We start from the raw sequence: 20,459 nt of genomic DNA, 5'->3' as shown, positions 1-20,459 counted from the left end.
GCGTTATTTTGCCGCGGGCCAGTGGCCGCCCAGCGACCGGGTGGCCGACTGCGCCGCGTCCTGCACAAGGTGGGACATCTTCTTGATCGCCTGCGGCGTGAACCGTTCTTTGGGGCCGGACAGTGAAATGGCGCCGTGCAGCCCGCCGTCGGGCCCAAAGACCGGCGCGGCCACCGCCGCGCAGTTCGGGTCGCGTTCCCCCATCGAGATCACCAGCAGGCCGTCCTCGCCCTCGAGCTGCCGCTTGACGACATAGTTGCTGATCAGCCGGCCGGCGGCGCCCCGGCTCAGGGGCAGCAGGTCGCCCACGCGGATGCGATCCAGCGTGGAGTGGTGTGAATCCACGCGCAACAGGCATTGGCGCAGCCCGACGTCGTGATAGACGTGGAAAGAGGCGCTTTCGCTGCCATTGTCGACCAGCTCCTGCAACAGTGGCAGTATCGTCTCGGTGATCTGGTAGGTGGCTTCATAGGCGCACCCCAGCCGGTGCGCGTAGGGCCCCAGGGTGTAGCGGCCGTCGGTGCGGCGCACCACCAGCGCGGCCTTCTCGAGCGATACGATGAGCCGCAGCAAAGTGCTTTTGTAGAAACCGGTGGCGCGGGACAAGTCGGCCAGGGTGATGGGCTCGGATCGGTTGGCAACGGCGTCGACGATAGCCAGCGCACGGTCGACGGCAGCTACGCCGTCTGTGGAAGTGTCCTGATGGGGGGATGGTGTCATGGGAATGATGTCACTAGTGTCCTGGCCGCTCAGTCATGCGAGGGAGGATACCGGTTAAGCCAGGGGCGCGCAACGCGAGCGCCGGCCTGCTCGCGACTAGCGAATGTCGCGGCTGCCCAGCGTCAATGTACAGAACACAGATTAATGTCTATATTGGTACATTAAATGTATTGAAAGGTACATTTTTGTGCTAAGCTTGCATTGCCGAAAGCCGCCTGCGCAATGAGCCAGGCGGTGCAGGGCGGCATGTCCGGCCCTGTCAGTAGCATCGTTTTCACCAAAAAATTATCAACGGAGACAATCCATGTCTACAAGGAAAACCAAGGCCTTTCCTCTATGTGCGGGTATTGCCGCGCTGCTGGTCGCTGCCGCGCCGCTATCGGCTCAGGCCGCTGGCACATACCCAAACCACCCGGTGACCATAGTTGTACCATTTGGTGCGGGCGGTTCCGCGGATGTCTATGCGCGCCAGCTTGCCCAGAGGCTGCAGCAGAAGCTCGGCCAGACTTTCATCGTCGAAGACAAGCCGGGCGCGGGCGCGGTAATCGGTACCGCCTATGTGGCCAACTCGCCTCCCGACGGCTACACCTTGCTGGTGAATTCCAATACCCAGACCGTCAACGAAACCCTGCTGAAGAAAAAGCCCTACGAGCTGCTGCGCGATTTCGCGCCCGTGGCGCCCATCAACCAGTCGAGCCTGGTGCTGGTGGCCAATGACAAGCTCAAGGCCCGCACACTGAAAGAACTCATCGCGCTGGCCAAGTCCGAGCCGGGCAAGCTGAACTACGCCAGTTCGGGCACCGGCACGCCCTATCACATTGCCGGCGAGCTGTTCAAATCCATGGCCGGCATCAACGTCGTGCACGTACCCTACAAGAGCAGCGGCCAGGCGCGCACCGGGGTGGTCGCGGGCGAAGTGAACTACATGTTCGACGCCACGGCCACCATGATCGGGCTGATCAAGGGCGGCAAGGTGCACGCCATCGCCACCACCGGCGACAAGCGTTCTTCCATCCTGCCCGACGTGCCCACCATGGCCGAGGCGGGGCTGCCGGGCTATCACGCCAACATCTGGCTGGGCGTGCTGGCGCCCAAGAAGACGCCGGCGGCGGTCGTGGAAAAGCTCAACAAGGCGATCAGCGAAATTACCTCCAGCCCCGACATCAAGGCGGCCTGGGCCAAGGACGGGGTCGAGCCCATGGTCATGAACACGGTTCAGTTCAAGAAATACATTGAAGACGACATCCGCAATCTGGGCAAGGTCGTGAAGGACGCCCATATTTCGGTGCAATAAGCGGGCGGTTTGCGTCCGGGCGGCTCGTTCGTAGCGGCCCCCGGAGCCGCCGCGCCTTTCTTCATTCAGGGATGGCAGGCATGTCGCACGACACCGGGAACACGCTCCTGGAGCTGGAGTTCGAAGTCAATGGCGAGCCGCGCCGGCTCGCAGTGGATGCGCAGCGCAGCCTGCTCGACTTGCTGCGCGAAGAGCTGGGCCTGCGCGGCAGCCATTTCGGCTGCGGCCTGGGCTTGTGCGGGGCCTGCACCGTGCTGGTCGACGACAGGCCGACGCTGGCCTGCGATACGCCGGCCTGGTCGGTGGCGGGCAAGCGCGTCACCACCATAGAGGCTGCCGGCGCCCTGGCGCTGGCGCGCTGCGTGCAGCAGGAATTCATACGCTACAACGCCGCGCAATGCGGCTATTGCACTTCCGGCATGGTGATGGCCTGCGTGGGCCTGCTGCAGGCCAACCCGACGCCTACCGATGCCGAGCTCAAGGCCGCGCTGGATCGCAATCTGTGCCGTTGCGGGTCGCACTTGCGCATATTGCGAGCCGTGCGTGGCGCTGCCTCGCGCTGGGCGGAGCATAGCCATGTGTAGCGCGTTCGCCGTCGCCCACGAGCCCAAGGCCGGAGAGCTGCCGGTCAGCCTCCGAGCCAATCCCTACCTGGACGCCTGGCTGGGCTTTGCCGCCGACGGCCGGGTGGATGTCTACACCGGCAAGGTCGAGCTCGGGCAGGGCATCGTCACCGCCCTGGCGCAGATCGCCGCCGACGAATTGCAGGTGGATCTGGCCGCCATCCGCATGCATGCTGCCACGACCGGGCGCGGCCCGAACGAGTCCATGACTTCGGGCAGCCTGTCCGTGCAGCATTCGGGCCTGGCGCTGCGGGCCGCCTGCGCTTATGCCCGCGTGCTGTGCCTGCGCGCCGTGGCCCGCGAATGCGGCCGCGATCCCGCCTCGGTCTCGCTGCGCGACGGGCGCTTCATCTGCGCCGGCCGCGATTGCGGCGGCTACGGCCAGTTGGCCCGTCGTATCGACCTGCACGTGCCCGTCGAGCTGGTGGGGCCGGAATGGATGTCCACGCGCCGCGCTTATGTGGGCGTAAGCAGCAAGCCCATCGGCCTCCAGCAAAAAGTCGAAGGCGCATATCCCTACATACACGACATGGTGCTCGACGGCATGGTGCATGGCCGGGTGCTGCGCCCGCCCGCGCCGGGCGCGGTGCTGGGCCCGCTCGACCTGGCCGCGTGGCGTGCGCAGCCGGGGGTGCTGGCGGTGGTGCGCGACGGATCCTTGCTGGGCGTGGTGGCCGAGCAGGAATACCTGGCCGAGCGCGTCTTGGGCCGGATTGCCGCCGCGGCCGACTGGAGCCGGCAGCCGGCGCTGCCGCCGCAGGCGCGCCTCGACTCGTGGCTGCGCGAACAGCCGTGCCGCACGGTGCGCTGGTCGCGGCGGCCGGGGGCGGCCGCGGTAGAGCAGGGCGCCGGCCATGCCCCGGCCGCGAGTGCGCGCGGCGCGGCCGCAAGCGGCCCGCGGCCGGCACCCGGGCCTGGCACCCGCCTGTACGCGGGCGACTTCTTCAAGCCCTACATCAAGCACGCCTCGATCGGGCCTTCGTGCGCCTGGGCATTGACCCGCGACGACGGCAGCATGCAGGTCTGGAGCCATACCCAGGGCATCCACAACCTGAAAGCCGACCTGTGCCTGGCGCTGGGTGTCGATACGGGGCGGCTCGAAGTGACGCATGTGCCGGGTTCCGGCTGCTACGGGCACAATGGCGCCGACGATGCCGCATACGATGCGGCCTGGCTGTCGCGCCACGTGCCGGGCCGCCCGCTGAAGCTGCAGTGGTCGCGGGCCGACGAGCTGAATTGGTCGCCGATGGGGCCCGCCATGGCCATGCGCATCGAGGCCGAGGTCGACGAGAACGCCAGGGTGCTGGACTGGCGCCACACCGTATGGGGGCCGGGGCACAGCCTGCGGCCGGGCCGGGCCGATACGCCGACGCTGCTGGGCAGCTGGTATACGGCACGGCCGTCCCCGGCACGGCCGGCGGTCAATGCGCCGGCCGCCGCGGGCGGCGGGGCCGACCGCAATATCGTGCCGCTGTACGATTTCCCCTGCAGCGCACTGGTGTGCCACCGCGTCGACGGCCTGCCCTTGCGCGCCTCGGCGCAGCGCGCCCTGGGCGCCTTCGGCAATGTCTATGCGATCGAGGCCATGGTCGATGACATCGCGCTGGCCCATGGACTCGATCCCTTGCAGTTCCGGCTCGACAATCTCAGCGACCCGCGTGCGGCGGCAGTGCTGCGCAAGGCCTGCGAGATGGCGCGCTGGCATGAGCGCGGGCAGGCCGCGCCCGATACCGGGCTGGGCCTGGGCTTCGCGCGCTACAAGACACAGGGCGCCTACTGCGCCGTGGTGGCGCGGGTCGAAGTCACGCACGAATTGCGCGTGCGGCACTTGTACATCGCCGTCGATGTCGGAGAAGTCATCAACCCCGAGGGCGTGGTGCAGCAGATCGAAGGCGGCGCCATACAGGCCACATCCTGGGCCCTGTACGAAGAAGCGCATTTCGATGCCTACGGGCTGGTCGACGGCGATTGGGAAAGCTACCCGATCCTGCGCTTCTCGCAAGTGCCCGAGGTCAGCGTGGAAATCCTGCCGGGCAATGGCCATCCGCCCGTGGGCGCGGGCGAGCCGTCGCTGGGCCCGGCCGCCGCGGCCATCGGCAATGCGCTGCGGGCGGCGCTGGGCGTGCGGGTGCGCAGCCTGCCCCTGACTCCCGATGCAATCGCACGGGCGATCCAGGACGAGCCTGGTTTGTAGTGATGAAGCCCGGCGGCCGTGCAAATTCCGAGACAATATTCAAGGCAACAGGAAAACCGAGAGATGAAGAGGTGATGCAATGACGGACATGGATATTCGATTGTTCAGCGGCGGTGCCGCCCGCGGCCTGGTCGACCACATACAGGCGCGCTTTGAGCGGCGATACGATTGCCGCCTGCGCGGCGAGTTCGGCGCCGTGGGCATGATGAAGCAGCGCATGCTGGCCGGCGAGCCGTGCGATGCGCTGATTCTGTCGCGTAAATTGATGGACGGCCTGGACAGCGAGGGCAGCCTGGTCGAGGGCAGCCTGCGCGACGTGGGCGTGGTCAGTACCGGCCTGGCCGTGCTCGATGGCGCGCAGGCGCCCGATATTGCGCAGGCCGAGGGGTTGGCCGCCACGCTTGAGCAGGCCAGCGGCATATATGTGCCCGACATGACGCAGTCCACTGCCGGCGCGCACATGAAGCGGGTATTCCAGCAACTGGGCATACTGGACGCCATAGGCGCCAAGATCCATGAATTCCCCAATGGCGCCACCGCCATGAAAACCATGGCCACGCAGGGGTTGAGCGGCTCGGTGGGCTGCACGCAGGTCACCGAGATCCTGTACACACAGGGCGTGTCGCTGGTTGCGCCGCTGCCGCAGGCCTGCGCGCTGGACACCGTATATACCTACGGCATCCCGATGGGGCGCCGGCAGCCCGAGCTGGCCAAGGCCCTGGCCGAGGCCCTGTGCGAGCCCGGGCTCGATGAATTCAAGCGCCGCAACGGCCTGGCCTCTTGAGGCGTGGTTCTGGCGGCCGGGCGCTTGGCGGCCCGAAATCCCGAAATTCCAACAAGCAGAAACTGCAAAGCAAAAGGAAGCACACAATGAAATTCGCAACATATACCTATCAGGGACAGCGCGGCGTGGGCCTGGTCTCGGATGATCTGCAAAGCCTGCGTGCCTTGCGCCTGGACGAAGGCCAGGCACAACAGGGCGCGGCCGCGCTGATAGGCCGCGCAGGCCTTGCGGGCTATGTGCAGGAACGCCTGGGTGAAACCCTGCGCCTTGCCGACGTCAGGCTCGAGGCTCCCATTCCGCGGCCGCGGCGCAATATATTCTGCGTGGGCCGCAACTATCATGCGCATGCCAAGGAACTGTCCGCCTCGGTGTTCAAGGAAAACGACAAGAACGTGGCGTCCTGGCCCATCGTGTTCTCGAAGGTGCCCGAGTGCGTCACCGGCCCTTACGACGACGTGTCGCTGCCGGTGGGCATTTCCGAGCAGATCGACTACGAGGCCGAGCTGGCCGTAGTCATCGGCACGCAGTGCAAGAACGTCGGCCGCGACCAGGCCCTGCAGCAGATATTCGGCTATACCATCGTCAACGACGTCACGGCGCGCGACGTGCAGATGCGCCACCAGCAATGGGATCTGGGCAAGTCCTTCGACGGCTTCTGCCCGATGGGGCCGTGGCTGGTGACCGCCGACGAGATCGACTCCGCCGCCGTGCAGGTATCGTGCACCGTCAATGGCCAGATGCGCCAGAATGCCAGCACGCGCGACTTCATCTTCGACATCCCCTCCCTGATCGAGACCTGCTCGCGCGGCATTACGCTCTACCCCGGCGACATCATCGCCACGGGCACGCCGGCCGGTGTCGGCATGGGCATGACGCCGCCCACTTATCTCAAGAGCGGCGACCGCGTGCGGGTGGAAATACAGGGCATCGGTGCCATAGAAAACAAATTTGTCTAGAATTGGCCTGAATACGGCCGGGAGCGGCCGCCGCGCATGCGCGGCGCCGAGCCCCGGAACAATTCCAGCCAGAGAGTGTTTATGTCTTCAGGGGTCAAAGCCTTCGAACAATATTTATCCGATGCGCTGGGCAGCGGCCGCCTGGCGCCCGGCGATCGGCTGCCCCCGGAACGCTCGTGGTGCGAGCAATTCGGCATTTCGCGGGGCACGGTGCGCCGGGTGCTGGGGCGCCTGCGCGAGCGCGGGCTGATCACCCAGATCAAGGGCAGCGGCACCTTCGTCACGGGCACGGTGCAGGATCACGCCGACGACGGCAAGCTCTACACCAGCCCGGCCGAACTCATGGAGGCCCGATTGCTGATCGAGCCCTTGATGCCGGCCCTGATCGTCAAGAACGCCAATGCGCATGATTTCCGCGGCATGGAAGAATGCCTGCTGCGTTCCGAGCAGGCCGAGTCGGTGCAGGAATTCGAGCGCTGGGACGGCGAGCTGCACAGATCCTTCGCCCAGGCCACGCACAATTCCCTGTTCCTGCACATACTGGAACTGACCAACCGCGTGCGCGAAGAAGCCGAGTGGGGGCGCCTCAAGCGCCAGTCGCTCACGCCCGAACGGATGCGCCAGTACAAAGACCAGCATCGCGCCATCTACGAGGCCCTGCTGAACCGCGACCTGAACGAGGCCCGCGCGCAGATGCTGCGCCACCTGGAGCAGATACAAAGCAATTTGTTCGACGGCTGAGCGGCGGCGTGTTCCGCGGCGCAAACAGGGCGGCCCAGCCGATGGCCTCGAAGCCGGGGTAGCCCGACTCGGCCACCGTCGGCGCCTCGGGCAGCTGATCGATGCGCTTGCTGGTCGTGACTGCCAGCGCGATCGCGCGCCCGGCCTTGATGTGGGTCAGCGCCGCCGTGACCGAATTGATAACGTGCGGCTTGTTGCACGGAACCATAAGCATAGCCTGTTGCTGCCAGGAACCAGCGGGCCTGTGCGGCCCTCTCATTGCTGCGAATTTCCGATGCAGGGCGTCAGATGTTGCGCGCAGTTTGCCTGCGCAAGCGTTCGACGAAGGCCTGGATCAAGGCATCGGCGGACGATTCCCTCCACGACAGGAAAATCTGCCGGGACACTTCGCGGTCGGCCAGCGGTATCTTCGCCAGCGTCGGGTGCTGTATGGTCAGCGCCGTCGAATGCGCCACGATGGCGGCGCCCACGCCTTGCGCCAGCATGCTTTCGAGAGCGGTGATGGTGTTCACCTGGATACACGGCAGCGAACGCATCATCAAGCTTGCATTGACCATATGGTTGTCGGTCAGGTTGACGATGGTTGTCCCGGCGAAATCATCCAGCGTCAGGTAGTCCCTGTCGACGCGCTTATCGTCTTTGCGCACAATCGCCCAGAATCGCTCCGAGAACAGGCACTGAGACTTGATGTCCGGGCCATTGACGGGGCGGGAGCAAAGGGCGACGTCGCATTTCTGGCTGCTGAGCAGGGTGGAGCATGCCGAGGAATCGCCGTCGAGCACCGAGAATTGTGCGTACGGGTGCGTCTTGGACACGTCGGCCAGGACGGGTGATATGACGTCCTGCAGCAGCGACGGCAAGCTGGCGACGCGTAGCTGGGGCTTGTCGTGCCGCGCGTTAGGATTGATTCGATCGACGACGTCTTGCAAGATCTGGACGGCATGGCGTGCGGCCACCAGGAATTCGGCACCGGCCGCGGTCAGTTCGATATGTTTTTGAGCGTTCGAGCGCATCACCAGCAGCGCTCCGATCTTGGACTCGAGCTGTTTCAGCTGAATGCTCAGTGCGGGTTGGGACAGCGAGCACTTTTCGGCCGCTTCTTTCAGCGATTTGCTGCTGGCCAGCCACACGAAGTTGCGGAGTTCCCTGGTCGATATCGCGGGAAGTCTCATGGCTTGTCTCTTTTAAAAATCTAATGTCGTTATAAACAAACTAAAAGCGGCCCGAGCGGGGCGACTTCTACAATTCTTTCATAAGAACTGTTAAGGAGGTCAACATGCTGCATAAGGCGCTTTTCCGGTCGGCCGTTCCATTGGCCAAACTCGCTCTCGCCATTGGTACGGCGGCATTATCCGCTATGCCGGTCTCTGCGAGTGCCTCGGCCGGCTTTCCGGATAAGCCGATCAGGCTGGTCGTCGGCTTCCCGCCGGGAGGCGGTGTGGACGTTGCGGCGCGTGCCTTGGGAAATGTGCTGGGCAAAGAGCTCGGAGAGCCTATTGTCGTCGAGAACATTCCCGGTGCCGGCGGCAACATTGCTACGGATCGTGTCGTCAAGTCGGCCGCTAACGGCTATACCTTGCTGTTTGGCAGCATCGCCCTGTCTATCAACCCTTCTCTTTACAAATCGCTGACGTTTGATCCGGTCAAGCAATTGCGGGCCGTGTCGATGGTTTCGACGTCGCCCTATGTGTTGTTAGCCAACGCGCAATCGGGTATCAGCAGTGTGCAGGAGTTGATCTCGCAAGTGAAGGCGGGCAAGCACATCGATTACGCAAGTGCGGGCAATGGATCGGGATCGCATCTCTTCATGCAGCAGTTTTGCGACTTGGCCGGCATCAGCATGACGCATATACCATACCGCGGCGCCACGCCGGCCATGAACGACGTGCTTGGCAACCAAGTACCGGTGGTCTTCGACAGCATCATGACGACCTTGCCATATATCAAAGCAGGGAGACTAAAGGCCCTAGGTCTGAGTTCCATCAAGAAATCCGTGATCGCGCCCGAGATCCCATCGCTGGACGAGCAGGGCGTCAAGGGCATGGACTCGACCAGCTGGTTCATTATTTTTGCGCCCTCCGGCACACCCGACGATGTCGTCCTCAAGCTGGAGCGGGCGATCAACAAGTCGCTTTCGACTCCCGCGCTCAAGCAGCGGTTTGCCGACATGGGGGCCGAAGTCGTCGCGGCGACTTCGCAAGAAGCCCAGAAATTCTATGAAAGCGAAGTGGCGAAGTGGGCCAGGGTCGTCAAAGCTTCCGGCGTGCATGTGGACTGATCATGCCTCATCTGACTTTGGAGGTGTCCGGGAATCTTGCCCATGTCGTTGATCCGATGCTGGCAGCTGTCACGGATGCGTGCCAGCAGAGCGGGCACTTCGACCAAGCCGTGATCATGAGCCGGGCTGTGATCCAGGACAGATATTGTGTTCGACAGCAAGGCATGTCCGCTTTCGCCAATCTTTGCTTGCGCATACGGCCCGGACGAAACGATGAAGCCCGGGCGCAGGTGGCGCAGCGCTTGGCGCATGCCGTGCACCGCGTGATGCTCGACCATGGCGTGGCGACGCCCACCTGCATTACGTGTGAGATTCAGGAAATAGATGTGCGGAGCCGCGCGTTGATTTATGCGGGGGAGGGCTGATGGCAACCATACATGCAATACCGCTGGCCAAGATTCTGGGCCGGGCCGAGAAAACCAAATTTACGTACCTCAAAGGCTTTGGCCAGAATGTGGAGTTCGGATACTACGCTTGGCTGGTGCAAGATGGCGGCAACAACATCCTGGTGGATGCCGGGGCTACCGCCGCGCAGGCCGTGGAGTCATGGGGCCGCCCGCCCGAGACGGTTCAGCACGTGCAGACTCTGGATGAGGGGCTGGCTGCGCACGGCTTGACCGTGGCGGACATCGGCATTGTGATCCTGACCCATCTTCATATGGATCACATCGCATACATACACGACCTGGCGATGTCGAGAAAGATTGTTCAGCGGGTGGAGTGGGAATTCGGCTCGAGGCCGCAGCCCATAGATCGATATTACGACCATGCCTTCATCGATGGACTGAACTTCGAGCAGATCGAGGGCGATCAGCAGATCACCGAGAACGTAGGCGTGCTTTTCACGCCCGGGCATACGCCGGGTGGGCAGTCTGTCTGGGTGCGTACCTCCCGGGGCGTGGGAATCATTACCGGCTTTTGCTGCATCCAGGAAAACTTCGGGTCTTGCCCCTGCGGCTCGCCGACGCACGATCTGACCATTCCAGGCATTCATCAGAATTCCATGGATGCCTACAACAGTATGGTCAAGGTGTGGAACGCAGCCGACTTCATCGTTGCCAATCACGACGCCAAATACATTACTGAAAGCGAGATAGGTTAAGAAATGGATATCAAGAAGGCTAAAGCGCTGTTGAGCAGTGTCTACGGGGATGTCGAGTGGGTCGACGTGCTATGCCGCTACAGTCCCAAGAAAGCTGTGGGACTGGCTTGTGTGGCAGAGGGAATTTTCAACCGCTCTGTCTTGCCAGAGAAGGTCAAGCACTTCATATTGCTCGTGATCTATCTTTCGCAAGGCAGGTCGGACTTGGTCAAGCTGCACGCGCAGCTAGCAAGAAGTGCGGGCGCCAGCGATGCCGAGTTGATCGAAACGCTGGAGGTTTTCCTGCCTTCGCGCGGCGTGCACATGTTCAGCGAGGGCCTGCGCCTGACTGGCGTCAATGCCCAGGCACTGCCCAGGCCGGATGACGCCGATGCGGCACACGAGCCCGTCGAGGTCGAGGACATGCTGGCTTACTTTGAAAGCGTGTTGCACGGGCTGCCTCCCTTTGTAAGCCTGCTTGCAGAACACAAGCCGGAGCTGCTGCAGGGTTATTACATACTGCGCAGCGAGAACTTGCGTGCGGGCGTCTTGTTGCATAAGCACAAGGAGCTGCTGCTGGTCGCTCTCAATACCTCGGAGCGCTATACGGAAGGCGCGCGCATACACGTGGTCAACGCCATGGAGAACGGCGCGTCGGCGGAAGAGGTTGTCGACGCCATGACGACAGCGATCCTGTCGGGCGGCGTGCCTGGCTGGATCGAGGGCAGCAAGGCGTTTGTCGCGGGAAGCAAGGCGATGGCGGTCGCGGCGTAGCTTTGGGCTTGGGGCGGGCGCGCTGCGGGTCGGGCGGCCTGGCGGTGGCGCGGCCCGGGCCCGACGAAGACCACAACCCGCAGACCGCGCCGCCGGCGGGGCCGTCAGCCCAGAAAATCGACCTTGCCGGTAGACAAGCGGTAAACGCCTCCGGCGATTTTCAGCTTGCCGGCCTTTACGGCTTCTTCAATGATGGCCGAGCGCGAGCGCAGATTGGCCATGCTGTCGAGCACATTCTGTACGGTTGCGGCTTCCACCAGCTTGCCCTTCGCGGCCTTGGCTTTTTCGACCGATGGCAGCAGGGACGTCACGAGCGACTGGATCATGCCGGGGTAGGTCGCGCCCGCCGTTGCGGCCTTGACGGCCGCGTCCACCGCCCCGCATTTTTCGTGCCCCAGAACCAGGATCGCGGGCGTTTTCAGCACTGCGACCGCGTACTCGAGGCTGCCCAGCACGTCGTCATTGACGAAATTGCCCGCCACGCGGGTCACGAAGAGATCGCCGCGAGCGCTGTCGAAAGCATATTCGGGAGCGATGCGCGAATCGGCGCAGCCCAAAATCGCGGCGTAAGGATTCTGCCCGCCGCTGAGCGCTTCCCGTTCATGCGCGAAATCGTGGAGCTTGGTTGCGCCCGACACATAGCGGGCATTGCCTGCTCTCAGGCGTTTGAGCGCCGCGTCGGGCGAGATCGCGTTTTGCGGCTTGGGGGGCGCCGCGGCCTGCGCCGCGTCCGCGACGCTTGCGGACAGCAAGCCCGCGCCGACGGCGACTGCCGAAGCGCCGGCCGCGCGCAGGAATAATCGCCGGGCAGGCGCTGCTGCTCCGGTCATACAGGCTTTGGAATCGCACATGCAACGCTCCTGAACGGAAAAGGCACGGCGCCCATTTCAAACATGCACCGACGCCGTGGGACAAAAATGCCTGTAGATGACCGGGGTGCGATCGGCACGACACGCCGCGTGCGTATGAGGCATGCGGCCCCGCCGCGGCCGGGCTTCTTGGCTCGCCCGTATCGCACGAAAGTCGAATGGCGGAATCATAAAGCCGAAACGGCGCTTTAGCCATATCTGTCGTGTGGTTGTTGAGCCTCGGCGAAAATTCGTGACCCATGCGCGAACCTCGGCGATAACGACACGGTATTTCTTAAGCTCTGCTGAAAACCCTAGCTGTCGGTGTTTATCGGAATTTATTACAATATGACACAAGAAAACCCAGGGGGGCGCGGTGTGCCAATGCGCCAGGCATGCCGAATAACGCATGCCTGAACGACCGTTCCGCACATCAGGCGGCGCTTGACGGTTTTTCAAGAATCATCCAAAACAAAACCGGAGCGCGATCGTGAGATTCACACGTTTTTTCATCTGGCTGGTTGTGCTGGCTTCGTGCTCGCTATTGGCCGCCTGCGAGGGTGACGATGGCGACAGTAGTAGCGGCAGCGGCAGCCAATATTCATCGCAAATACATGTGATCGCTTCGGAAAGCGGAACCTTGGCGCCGACCGAGCCGGGGAACGCGGACAGCCCGTTCTGGAAGCTGACCCTCAAGAATCCTGAATCCGTCGCGCTGTGGTACACCGACAGGCCCAGCCGGGAAGTCGGATCCACGCCGCTTCGAGACTACGTAAACGCCTCGGCCTGGCGTGGCGCCTATGGCGACGTCAATCCCAACGCCACGGTTACCTTCCAGGCGTCGAGCGGCAGCGAGCTGGAGGGGGTATATGTGGCGCTGTCCGAGCCCGTCTATGACGAGGAGGCCGGCGCGCTGACGTTCAATGCGGAAATCCTGAACGACACAGTGGGGCAGTTGAATGCCGCCACCCTGAATTTCACCCGCGTCACGATCAATGTGCTCAATAACGCCGTGGACGACCAGGAAGTCTCCTCCTACGTCCAATACGCCAGCCAGGTCGCCTTGCAGCCTACCGCCACGTCCGGTCAATACAAGGTTGTCATGAGCGACGCCGGCCCCGACATGATCTGGGTGGACAATGCGCCGGGGCGGTACTCCGACAGCAGGCCGATGTCCTCTTTTTTTCCAAACTGGTCTTATGTGTTCAAGGAGCATGCTCCCAACGCAGCCCTGTACGGAACCACGGCTTCCGGCAAGTTGAAATTGTATTTCCTGACCCTGAACGACCCGGTCTACGATGAATCGTCCAAGCAAGTCAGCTATACCGCCACGCTCCTGGGGCAAACTTCGGGGGCTCTGGAAGCCGTGAACCAGGCGGTTCTGAGCATAGACTCCGGCACCTTCAGCCGTTTTCCCATTCCCGGCAAAGGAACCGCCTACCAGGCTTTCGGCAGGGGCTACGACCCATCCACCGCAAACGACACCTATATCTATTTCGGCAGCGACATCGCTCGCAAGCAGGCGGGGTCGCTCTGGGGAACGCAGTCTTACCTCGCGCAAAGCTGCGCGCCCGACTGCCGCAACGATCTTCAGACGCTCAAGAACCTGGGCATCAACCTGATCCGGCTATATGACTGGGATCCGCGGAACGATCACAGCCAGTTCCTGAACTACGCCAACAGCCTGGGTATCAAGGTGGTGGTGCCCATCAGCAACTGGCTGCCCAAGCAGGATATGAATACCTGGAACAATGAGCTGCCCGCTTATTTCAAATATGGCAACTATGGCAATAGCACCGGAACCGACTGGCACCCAGCCATCGCGGGCGTGATTATCTCCAACGAACTGGATAAAGACGACGGCGGTGTTTACTACGACAATACCATCGGGCTCGTGGCGCGTTTCATCCAGGAAGCCGACAAGCGGGGGTTCAGCAAAACCGTCCCCGTCGGCATACCGGTAACTTTCGTTCCCCGAGGCGCGCCTTTCGGGCCGAACGGTACGAACCTGCCGGGCTGGAACCAGTTCAACCGCTTGTTGACCGATCCGCGCACCGCGCCGTACAAGGACAGGCTGATGCTGTGTCCCAATACGTACAACGGCAAAGACTATCTGACCGTCAACGCCGAAGGCACGGGCCAGGGCTGGATTCAACTTACCTACGAAAAATTCCACACGCCCATCTTGTTCACTGAAATCGGCCTGAGCCGCGTAGAGAGCTACTACACGCCTCAGTACATCCAGGAGCAATTGCAAAGCGTGCTGGACTATCAAAAAGCCCACCCCGATCAGGTACTCGGAGCGGCTCACTTCCAGTTCGACAACAAGGTCTGGAAGCAGGACAACCCCGCCGATTCGGAAGGCGCATTCGGTATGTTCAGCCATGGCGCCATTGTCCGGCAGATCCAGACCGTGAAGAGCGACTACAACTTCTACGTGCATGAAGTCCAGCCGCCGGAAAACTGGGGTGTGCTGACCATCGACAAACTGGAGAAAACCAGCACCTACGACCCCGTGGTCGAGGCATACAAGTAAAGCCGGCCGCCAGGCCGTCGGCAAATCCTTCCTCTGTCAGGCCCAAGCCTGGCCGAGGGGGCACCCACTCGACGCTCCAACATCGAAATGGGATCTCCCGAGGTACATATAGGGTTACACCGATCCCAAAACAAAAACGCCAGCCCCGCAAGGCTGGCGTAAGTGCTTGATTCGATTGGTGCCGATTAAAGGAGTCGAACCCTTGACCTTCGCATTACAAGTGCGCTGCTCTACCAACTGAGCTAAACCGGCGAAGGCCTAATTCTACAGGGTTTTTGGGGTGATAGCGGAAGCTGCCGGCCGCGCATGGTAGAGGGCGCGAACACCGGCTGATCGGTGGTGCGTGGAATTGACGGCGGGAAAAATTATCGGCATGGCCTGCAGGGACTGCATGCGGGTTTGGCGATGCAAGGGCGGTACCCCGCGGCGCAAGATTGTGTTCGTTCCTTATCTGTGCTTGTATTGGCAGGAAGGTCAATACAAGCTGAACAGCGTCTCTTCTGGGCCAGCTCCAATTAAGTAAGTGTCGACGGTTGGTTTAGATGCCCGACCATGATAAAGGGCGAGTTGTCACGTAAGCGCCGCACTTCAGTGCCGCAAGGCTCCGTGTTTAGCAGCACTTTTTATAAAGTAAACATGCGGCTTCAAACGGTTTGATAAAAATTTCGACTGCTCGTATAAATTTTTATTTCATGGGCCTAGTTAAATTTAAGGCACAGTAAGGTGTTCGGGAATTAAATAGCCGAGTATTCGAATTGTGCAATTGGGGCTTGTCGAGCTGGCTTAAGGCTTTTCAAAAATAGCAAGAGCAGGCGAGCTCCTGGAAAGGATTGCCGCATGCGCGATAAAGACATCGCCGGATTCGCCAGGAGTATCACGATCAATGTGATTATTAAAATGGATCCGATAGGCACGCAATGAGCTAATTCCAAAACCGAATCGGGTCGCCGTAAAAGCGATTAGACTTCATGTGCTGCCTTTGTTTAAATGTTTTCGGAAACATTTTGTTGAGCATTGGTCGATGGGCCTGCTGAAAGAAACGAGTCGTGGGCTGAAAGCGAAAGCATATAGCTGCAGCATTTCTTGCCTAAGGGTTTTGATGGCTTCATTGAGATGTTATTGCGCTTTCGAAGCTGTGATATAGAAGGGATTGTAAGCTTTGGCATAAAAAAGAATAAAGAATTTGATCGAACATTTCTTATCTGTAAGGCATCGGCCTTCGAATTGTACGGCGAACGGCTGAACTTATTGGCACTGGTCGGTGCATGGCATTGATAAATTGGAAAATTGATGAAGATCGAGAATTTGACTAAATATATGCTGGCGTCCTGTGTCATGCTGTGCTCTTCGTATTTCGTGGCGGCTCATGCCAAATATCCTGAACGGCCGATTCGATTGATCGTGGGATCAGCCCCAGGAGGCGGTGGCGATGCGGTAGCACGAGTCATGGCAGAATCGCTTTCCAAGAAGTTGGATACTCCGATCATTGTAGAAAATCGGCCAGGCGCTTCGGGTAACATAGGTGAATTAGCGGTGGCCCACGCGGCACCTGATGGATACACGCTTCTGTTTGCGTATACGGGGCACGTGATCAATCCAAGCTTGTTTAAAGACCCGTCTTTTGACACTGCCAAATATTTCAGAGGAATTGCAAGAATCGGCAGCCCGCAATCGGTGCTGGTTGCGAATCCAAAAGTTCCTGCCAAAAATTTGCCGGATTTCATTTCTCTTATCGCAAAAGAGCCTGGCCATTATTCGATGGCATCAATGTTTGGAACGGATCAGTATGTGGCTGCACAAGCATTGGTGCACAATCAGAAGCTAAAGGTATTGTTCGTGCCTTATAAGGGGAATGGGCCGGCTCTTATTGACGTTATCAGCGGACAAGTAAGTGCGATGATCAACACCGTGGGAGTATCGGTGCCATTCATCCGATCGGGAAAATTGCGCGCATTGGCGATAGTCGATAGTAAGCGCAGTTCTCTGCTGCCTGACGTTCCAACCCTGCAAGAGCAAGGGGTAACTGGTGTAGAGAGCACTGCGTGGTATGGCCTTCTCGCCCCGGTCGATACCAGTGATGACGTGGTGGCCAAGCTGTCTCATGCAGTGAAAGCTAGCTTGGACGACGCTGCTGTTGTAAAACGCTTGCGTAACCTCGGAGTCGAGCCTAAATATCTAGCTAACCACCAGTTTGATAAATATATTCAGTCTGAATTAATGAGATGGAAAGAATTTTTTGATAAGACAGGCATTGTCAATAAATGATGGAAATATGGGTTCGGGTTGATTTTATCTGTTGCATTATTCCATCTCGCTTGCTTCCTTTTTTTGTTGCGTTCAATACGGATTTTAGGAATGGGGTGTTGAAGAAAATATTGGCCTAAGTTTTCCGATATGACAACAGGCGCATTTGGCCGCAGCGACTGTTTCGCTGCTCCAAGTCCGGCTTTGCTTTGACATGAGACGTTTTAGGCGCTTGCGTATGAGCCAAGGGCTGTTGCGATAATCATCATTTCGGCATGCTCTTGTTCTTGTACGGTAGAATCGGTGCTTTATAAGCCAAGAAAATGCCTCTGTTATGACCGTGTCCGCAACATTGCTGTTTTCGCGCTTAACGGGGAAGGCGCGTATGCGCCACCTGCAACTCATCTGCCTGGTTGCTGAATTAGGCCATCTCCACAAGGCTGCATTGGCTGCCAACATGAGCCAGTCCGCAGCTACCAAAGCATTGGCCGAGCTTGAGTCGGTCATAGGGGGGCAAATCTTTGAGCGTCACGCTAAAGGTATGCGCCTGACGCCCCTGGGCTCGGCATTATTGCCGATGGTGCGAAATGCGTTGGAAGCTTTGCACGAAGTTGCAGAAATCGCGAGTGGAATCTCCGCAGGAGTGAATGCAATTTTACGAGTGGGCGCTGTTGGGGCGGCGCTCTCGGGGTTGCTGTATCGGGCTGTGCCATCGTTTAGTTCCCAAAACCCAGGCGTGGTTATCGATATTGAACATCAGGTATCTAGCAGTGTGGTGGATAGTTTTGCAAGAGGCCTTCTAGATATAGTAATTTGCCATGCGCCACAGCAAATCCCCCAGGGTTGTGAATTTATTCCACTCGCTTCGGATCGGTATGTTGTGGTTTGTAGCATTACGCACCCGCTCGCTAACGTCCCCGACGTGACTATCGATGATCTAGCGCGTCATACATGGCTTATGACGCCTAGTACGGGCATAACACGCGTTGCCTTTCAGGCATTATGGGAGCGGATAGGCGACAATATACAACTATGCCGAGTGTCTAGTCGATCGCCGCTCATCATGTGGGCGATGTTGGAAGATCGGCCGTTGCTTAGGTTTACGTCTTATAACATTGTCAGGCAATGGATTGAAGCGGGCTTGTTGGTCGCCATTCCCGGCCCGTGGGAAAGTGCGTCTCCGCCGCTTGGCGCCTTGCTAAGGCGAAGTGATCATTTGCACAACGAGACGCTCGCTCGATTTGTCGATCACCTTCTGAGTTTGAGCGATTTTCAAGACGATCATGGCCAACCGTGAGCGGGCTTACGCTAAATCCAAAGACGAATCGGATCGCCATAAAAGCGATTAGACTTGGAGAATTACCTTTGCCAGAATACCCAGGCCCAATACAACTGGGCCTATTCGGAGAACTGGCATGGAAAGTAAAGGTAAGCGCCTTAAAGATTTATTGCATGCACCCAAGATTTTGATCGCACCGGGGGTGTTCGATGGTTTTAGCGCTCGATTAGTCGAGCAGCTGGGTTTTGTGGCTGGCGCTATTACCGGCTCGGGAGTGTCAGAAGCAAAGATGGGATGGCCTGATCGGGGAATCATAGGCTATGCCGAAAACGTAGATGCGTCACGCCAAATGGCCTCCTATAGTAGCTTGCTTCTGCAGGCGGATGCCGACACTGGGTATGGTAACGAACTGAATGTCTACTTCACCGTGCGCGGCTTCGAAGACGCGGGCCTTGCCGCGGTAATGATCGAGGATCAGGTCTGGCCCAAACGCTGCGGCCATATGGCCGGTAAAAGCGTGATTGGCGCGGACGACATGGTGCGTAAGATAAAGGCAGCCGTGTCGGCCAAGCGAGACCCTGATTTTGTCATCAAAGCTCGCACCGACGCCGCAGGGCCGTTGGGTATCGAGGAAGCCATTCGCCGATTAAACATGTACGCCGAAGCTGGTGCCGATTGCCTATTTGCCGATGCTCTGTTGTCAGCCAAAGATATTGAGCATGTCGCTAAGCATGTGCCAGCTTATACGCTGTCGGTAAATATGGGCCTGGGTATTCGTTCTCGTAAAACGACTCCACTGCTTACGCCCAAACAACTTGAGGAAATGGGAGTCGCCCAGGTCTCTTATCCGCGCATGTTGACCACCGCTGCTCTCAAGGGTATGCAAAATGCCATGAAAGTATTTATGGATGAGGTGGTTGGCAAGAACACTGTAGTAGATCGCCCCGATCTTCTGGTGTCTTTCGAGGAGCTTAACGAGCTTATGGGGCTGGGGCTCCTGGACGGGTTGGAGAGGAAATTTAATGCGTAGTGAAAAAACAGAATTGGCGGCAGGAGCCTGCAGCGCGAAGCGGTGAGATACCGAATTTCAGGATTCAGTTAGGCTACTCTTAAATATTTTTGGGGCATCAAAAATGGCGCAGTCGGTGATTAAATCTAAAAGACCCTCGTTGGATGTTGCTCGTATGTTTCCTCAGGTGTTGGATATCCAGGACGTGAAATTGCGTCAGATGGTACTTGATATCTGGCAACAACTTTGGGATCAGTCTGAATGGAATGATATTGGTGACCCGCCCGTGTCCGCGGAAATCCCGTACCCGAATTTGCCGCACTCTCAGAGCGTTGTCGCTATGGCTATCGCAGTGGCCGATGCATTCGAAAAATTCCATGGCGTCCATGTTAATCGAGATTATCTTATTGCTGCGGCGGTATTACAGGACGCCAGTAAGATTGTCGAGTATGCTCCACCTGGCCCGGACGGCAAGGTGCGTCGAACTGCGATTGGGAAAAATTATGGGCATGGTTTTTGGTGTGCTCACCTTGGAGTGATTAAAGGCTTGCCAGAGGAAATAACGCACATCATTCTGACTCATTCGCCCATGGCCACGAAGTTTCCGGACAGCTTAGAGGGGAAAATTCTTTATTATGTGGATCAGATCGATGTAATAGGAATCTATAAGGATCGGTGGAAAAAGCATATTTTAGTCGGCAAGTAAACGCCATGCGCTTTAAGGAGGGACGAGGCCAAAGAATGCTTGTTTCAATTGAATTGGTGTTCGGGATCGGTTTGATCGAGCTGTTTCGAGCTTGCCGGTCTTTCGTCTCTCTTGACATGAGGTAAAGCATATCCGGTGTGTTGCCGGTGCTGCCTGTGCTTCGGCTGGCCCTTGCTGCGAATCTCGACCGGCCTCTGTCTACTTGACAGGGATGCTGACGGTGGTTGTATAACCGCCTGTAGCTCGGCTGACGCGCTTGCCAGGTTTGATTGATGTCAACGTCGGTTGAAAACTGACCCACTTTCGTCGGAATCGTCGGAGTAAAACTGACCCACCCCGGCGTCCCAAAACTTAGTTTCTGATCTTGATATTCCCCGCCTTGCGCTTGTCCT

18 protein-coding genes, 1 tRNA gene and 1 pseudogene are annotated in these 20,459 nt (G+C 59.3%); 15 read left to right on the top strand and 5 right to left on the bottom strand.

Translation table 11 applies throughout. The features are described from left to right. Nucleotides 1-3: 3 nt before the first annotated feature. Complete coding sequence (locus CEY11_RS23770) at nt 4-720, bottom strand: IclR family transcriptional regulator (protein ID WP_088605921.1); 717 nt, start codon at nt 718-720, stop codon at nt 4-6. A 304-nt stretch (nt 721-1,024) separates the two neighbouring features. Here CEY11_RS23770 and CEY11_RS23765 point away from each other — a divergent pair, with 304 nt between their 5' ends. From CEY11_RS23765 to CEY11_RS25880, 6 genes are all read left to right on the top strand, one after another. After that, nucleotides 1,025-2,014, top strand: a complete 990-nt coding sequence (locus CEY11_RS23765) for a tripartite tricarboxylate transporter substrate binding protein (protein WP_088605920.1) — start codon at nt 1,025-1,027, stop codon at nt 2,012-2,014. Nucleotides 2,015-2,094: 80 nt separating this feature from the next. After that, nucleotides 2,095-2,598, top strand: coding sequence for a (2Fe-2S)-binding protein (locus CEY11_RS23760; RefSeq protein ID WP_088605970.1), 504 nt, complete (start codon nt 2,095-2,097; stop codon nt 2,596-2,598). After that, nucleotides 2,591-4,831: a xanthine dehydrogenase family protein molybdopterin-binding subunit gene (locus CEY11_RS23755; protein WP_158215428.1), complete on the top strand. Its 2,241-nt coding sequence runs from the start codon at nt 2,591-2,593 to the stop codon at nt 4,829-4,831. Before CEY11_RS23760 ends, CEY11_RS23755 begins: the two co-directional genes overlap by 8 nt. A 79-nt stretch (nt 4,832-4,910) precedes the next feature. Further along, on the top strand, nt 4,911-5,615 hold the full coding sequence (locus CEY11_RS23750; protein WP_088605918.1) for a molybdate ABC transporter substrate-binding protein: 705 nt from the start codon (nt 4,911-4,913) through the stop codon (nt 5,613-5,615). Nucleotides 5,616-5,701: 86 nt separating this feature from the next. Next, nucleotides 5,702-6,571 carry a fumarylacetoacetate hydrolase family protein gene (locus CEY11_RS23745; RefSeq protein WP_088605917.1) on the top strand — a complete coding sequence of 290 codons (870 nt, stop codon included), beginning with the start codon at nt 5,702-5,704 and terminating at the stop codon, nt 6,569-6,571. Between the two features lie 81 nt (nt 6,572-6,652). Further along, nucleotides 6,653-7,312 carry a FadR/GntR family transcriptional regulator gene (locus CEY11_RS25880; protein ID WP_158215427.1) on the top strand — a complete coding sequence of 220 codons (660 nt, stop codon included), beginning with the start codon at nt 6,653-6,655 and terminating at the stop codon, nt 7,310-7,312. A 4-nt stretch (nt 7,313-7,316) separates the two neighbouring features. Here the strand turns inward: CEY11_RS25880 and CEY11_RS25875 are convergent. Together CEY11_RS25875 and CEY11_RS23730 are read right to left on the bottom strand one after the other, a co-directional pair. Further along, nucleotides 7,317-7,502, bottom strand: a pseudogene (locus CEY11_RS25875) (tripartite tricarboxylate transporter substrate-binding protein); the annotation flags it as partial. Nucleotides 7,503-7,596: 94 nt separating this feature from the next. Beyond that, nucleotides 7,597-8,484, bottom strand: a complete 888-nt coding sequence (locus tag CEY11_RS23730; RefSeq protein WP_088605914.1) for a LysR family transcriptional regulator — start codon at nt 8,482-8,484, stop codon at nt 7,597-7,599. A gap of 104 nt (nt 8,485-8,588) precedes the next feature. Here CEY11_RS23730 and CEY11_RS23725 point away from each other — a divergent pair, with 104 nt between their 5' ends. Genes CEY11_RS23725 through CEY11_RS23710 form a run of 4 tightly spaced genes read left to right on the top strand, consistent with a single transcriptional unit; the run spans nt 8,589 to nt 11,445 of the window. Next, nucleotides 8,589-9,590, top strand: coding sequence for a Bug family tripartite tricarboxylate transporter substrate binding protein (locus CEY11_RS23725; protein ID WP_088605913.1), 1,002 nt, complete (start codon nt 8,589-8,591; stop codon nt 9,588-9,590). 2 nt (nt 9,591-9,592) lie between these two features. Then, entirely contained in the window at nt 9,593-9,955 is a 363-nt protein-coding gene (locus CEY11_RS23720) for a 5-carboxymethyl-2-hydroxymuconate Delta-isomerase (protein ID WP_088605912.1), read from the top strand. After that, nucleotides 9,955-10,692 carry an N-acyl homoserine lactonase family protein gene (locus tag CEY11_RS23715; RefSeq protein ID WP_088605911.1) on the top strand — a complete coding sequence of 246 codons (738 nt, stop codon included), beginning with the start codon at nt 9,955-9,957 and terminating at the stop codon, nt 10,690-10,692. The genes CEY11_RS23720 and CEY11_RS23715 overlap by 1 nt, the downstream gene beginning before the upstream one ends. Nucleotides 10,693-10,695: 3 nt before the next feature. Continuing rightward, nucleotides 10,696-11,445 carry a carboxymuconolactone decarboxylase family protein gene (locus tag CEY11_RS23710; RefSeq protein ID WP_088605910.1) on the top strand — a complete coding sequence of 250 codons (750 nt, stop codon included), beginning with the start codon at nt 10,696-10,698 and terminating at the stop codon, nt 11,443-11,445. Between the two features lie 104 nt (nt 11,446-11,549). On the opposite strand, the gene CEY11_RS23705 is transcribed toward CEY11_RS23710, so the two are convergent. Beyond that, complete coding sequence (locus tag CEY11_RS23705; RefSeq protein ID WP_088605909.1) at nt 11,550-12,296, bottom strand: carbonic anhydrase; 747 nt, start codon at nt 12,294-12,296, stop codon at nt 11,550-11,552. 487 nt (nt 12,297-12,783) lie between these two features. Here CEY11_RS23705 and CEY11_RS23700 point away from each other — a divergent pair, with 487 nt between their 5' ends. Next, nucleotides 12,784-14,829 (top strand): glycoside hydrolase family protein, encoded by a 2,046-nt coding sequence (locus CEY11_RS23700; RefSeq protein WP_088605908.1) that lies wholly within the window; start codon nt 12,784-12,786, stop codon nt 14,827-14,829. A 176-nt stretch (nt 14,830-15,005) separates the two neighbouring features. Here the strand turns inward: CEY11_RS23700 and CEY11_RS23695 are convergent. Next, nucleotides 15,006-15,081: transfer RNA gene (locus CEY11_RS23695), tRNA-Thr, on the bottom strand. A 1,038-nt stretch (nt 15,082-16,119) separates the two neighbouring features. On the opposite strand from CEY11_RS23695, the gene CEY11_RS23690 reads away from it, so the two are divergent. The 4 genes from CEY11_RS23690 (at nt 16,120) to CEY11_RS23675 (ending at nt 20,067) form a co-directional block, all read left to right on the top strand. Next, the gene (locus tag CEY11_RS23690; protein WP_088605907.1) at nt 16,120-17,094 is read left to right on the top strand and encodes a Bug family tripartite tricarboxylate transporter substrate binding protein; all 975 of its coding nucleotides are present in this window, start codon (nt 16,120-16,122) and stop codon (nt 17,092-17,094) included. A 313-nt stretch (nt 17,095-17,407) separates the two neighbouring features. Next, nucleotides 17,408-18,370, top strand: a complete 963-nt coding sequence (locus CEY11_RS23685) for a LysR family transcriptional regulator (protein WP_088605906.1) — start codon at nt 17,408-17,410, stop codon at nt 18,368-18,370. A gap of 118 nt (nt 18,371-18,488) precedes the next feature. Further along, entirely contained in the window at nt 18,489-19,382 is an 894-nt protein-coding gene (locus CEY11_RS23680) for an isocitrate lyase/PEP mutase family protein (RefSeq protein ID WP_088605905.1), read from the top strand. Nucleotides 19,383-19,485: 103 nt separating this feature from the next. Further along, nucleotides 19,486-20,067: a hypothetical protein gene (locus tag CEY11_RS23675; RefSeq protein ID WP_143323040.1), complete on the top strand. Its 582-nt coding sequence runs from the start codon at nt 19,486-19,488 to the stop codon at nt 20,065-20,067. Nucleotides 20,068-20,459 lie beyond the last annotated feature (392 nt).

Source organism: Candidimonas nitroreducens (assembly GCF_002209565.1).
Taxonomy (GTDB): domain Bacteria; phylum Pseudomonadota; class Gammaproteobacteria; order Burkholderiales; family Burkholderiaceae_B; genus Candidimonas; species Candidimonas nitroreducens.
The sequence above is the reverse complement of the archived record's forward strand: the minus strand, read 5'-3'. Positions and strand labels throughout refer to the sequence as shown.

Bases quoted from the DNA above. Each gene is read 5' to 3' on its own strand.
- CEY11_RS23770 (WP_088605921.1), bottom strand. From the start codon at position 720: ATGACACCATCCCCCCATCAGGACACTTCCACAGACGGCGTAGCTGCC.
- CEY11_RS23765 (WP_088605920.1), top strand. From the start codon at position 1,025: ATGTCTACAAGGAAAACCAAGGCCTTTCCTCTATGTGCGGGTATTGCC.
- CEY11_RS23760 (WP_088605970.1), top strand. From the start codon at position 2,095: ATGTCGCACGACACCGGGAACACGCTCCTGGAGCTGGAGTTCGAAGTC.
- CEY11_RS23755 (WP_158215428.1), top strand. From the start codon at position 2,591: ATGTGTAGCGCGTTCGCCGTCGCCCACGAGCCCAAGGCCGGAGAGCTG.
- CEY11_RS23750 (WP_088605918.1), top strand. From the start codon at position 4,911: ATGACGGACATGGATATTCGATTGTTCAGCGGCGGTGCCGCCCGCGGC.
- CEY11_RS23745 (WP_088605917.1), top strand. From the start codon at position 5,702: ATGAAATTCGCAACATATACCTATCAGGGACAGCGCGGCGTGGGCCTG.
- CEY11_RS25880 (WP_158215427.1), top strand. From the start codon at position 6,653: ATGTCTTCAGGGGTCAAAGCCTTCGAACAATATTTATCCGATGCGCTG.
- CEY11_RS23730 (WP_088605914.1), bottom strand. From the start codon at position 8,484: ATGAGACTTCCCGCGATATCGACCAGGGAACTCCGCAACTTCGTGTGG.
- CEY11_RS23725 (WP_088605913.1), top strand. From the start codon at position 8,589: ATGCTGCATAAGGCGCTTTTCCGGTCGGCCGTTCCATTGGCCAAACTC.
- CEY11_RS23720 (WP_088605912.1), top strand. From the start codon at position 9,593: ATGCCTCATCTGACTTTGGAGGTGTCCGGGAATCTTGCCCATGTCGTT.
- CEY11_RS23715 (WP_088605911.1), top strand. From the start codon at position 9,955: ATGGCAACCATACATGCAATACCGCTGGCCAAGATTCTGGGCCGGGCC.
- CEY11_RS23710 (WP_088605910.1), top strand. From the start codon at position 10,696: ATGGATATCAAGAAGGCTAAAGCGCTGTTGAGCAGTGTCTACGGGGAT.
- CEY11_RS23705 (WP_088605909.1), bottom strand. From the start codon at position 12,296: ATGTGCGATTCCAAAGCCTGTATGACCGGAGCAGCAGCGCCTGCCCGG.
- CEY11_RS23690 (WP_088605907.1), top strand. From the start codon at position 16,120: ATGAAGATCGAGAATTTGACTAAATATATGCTGGCGTCCTGTGTCATG.
- CEY11_RS23685 (WP_088605906.1), top strand. From the start codon at position 17,408: ATGACCGTGTCCGCAACATTGCTGTTTTCGCGCTTAACGGGGAAGGCG.
- CEY11_RS23680 (WP_088605905.1), top strand. From the start codon at position 18,489: ATGGAAAGTAAAGGTAAGCGCCTTAAAGATTTATTGCATGCACCCAAG.
- CEY11_RS23675 (WP_143323040.1), top strand. From the start codon at position 19,486: ATGGCGCAGTCGGTGATTAAATCTAAAAGACCCTCGTTGGATGTTGCT.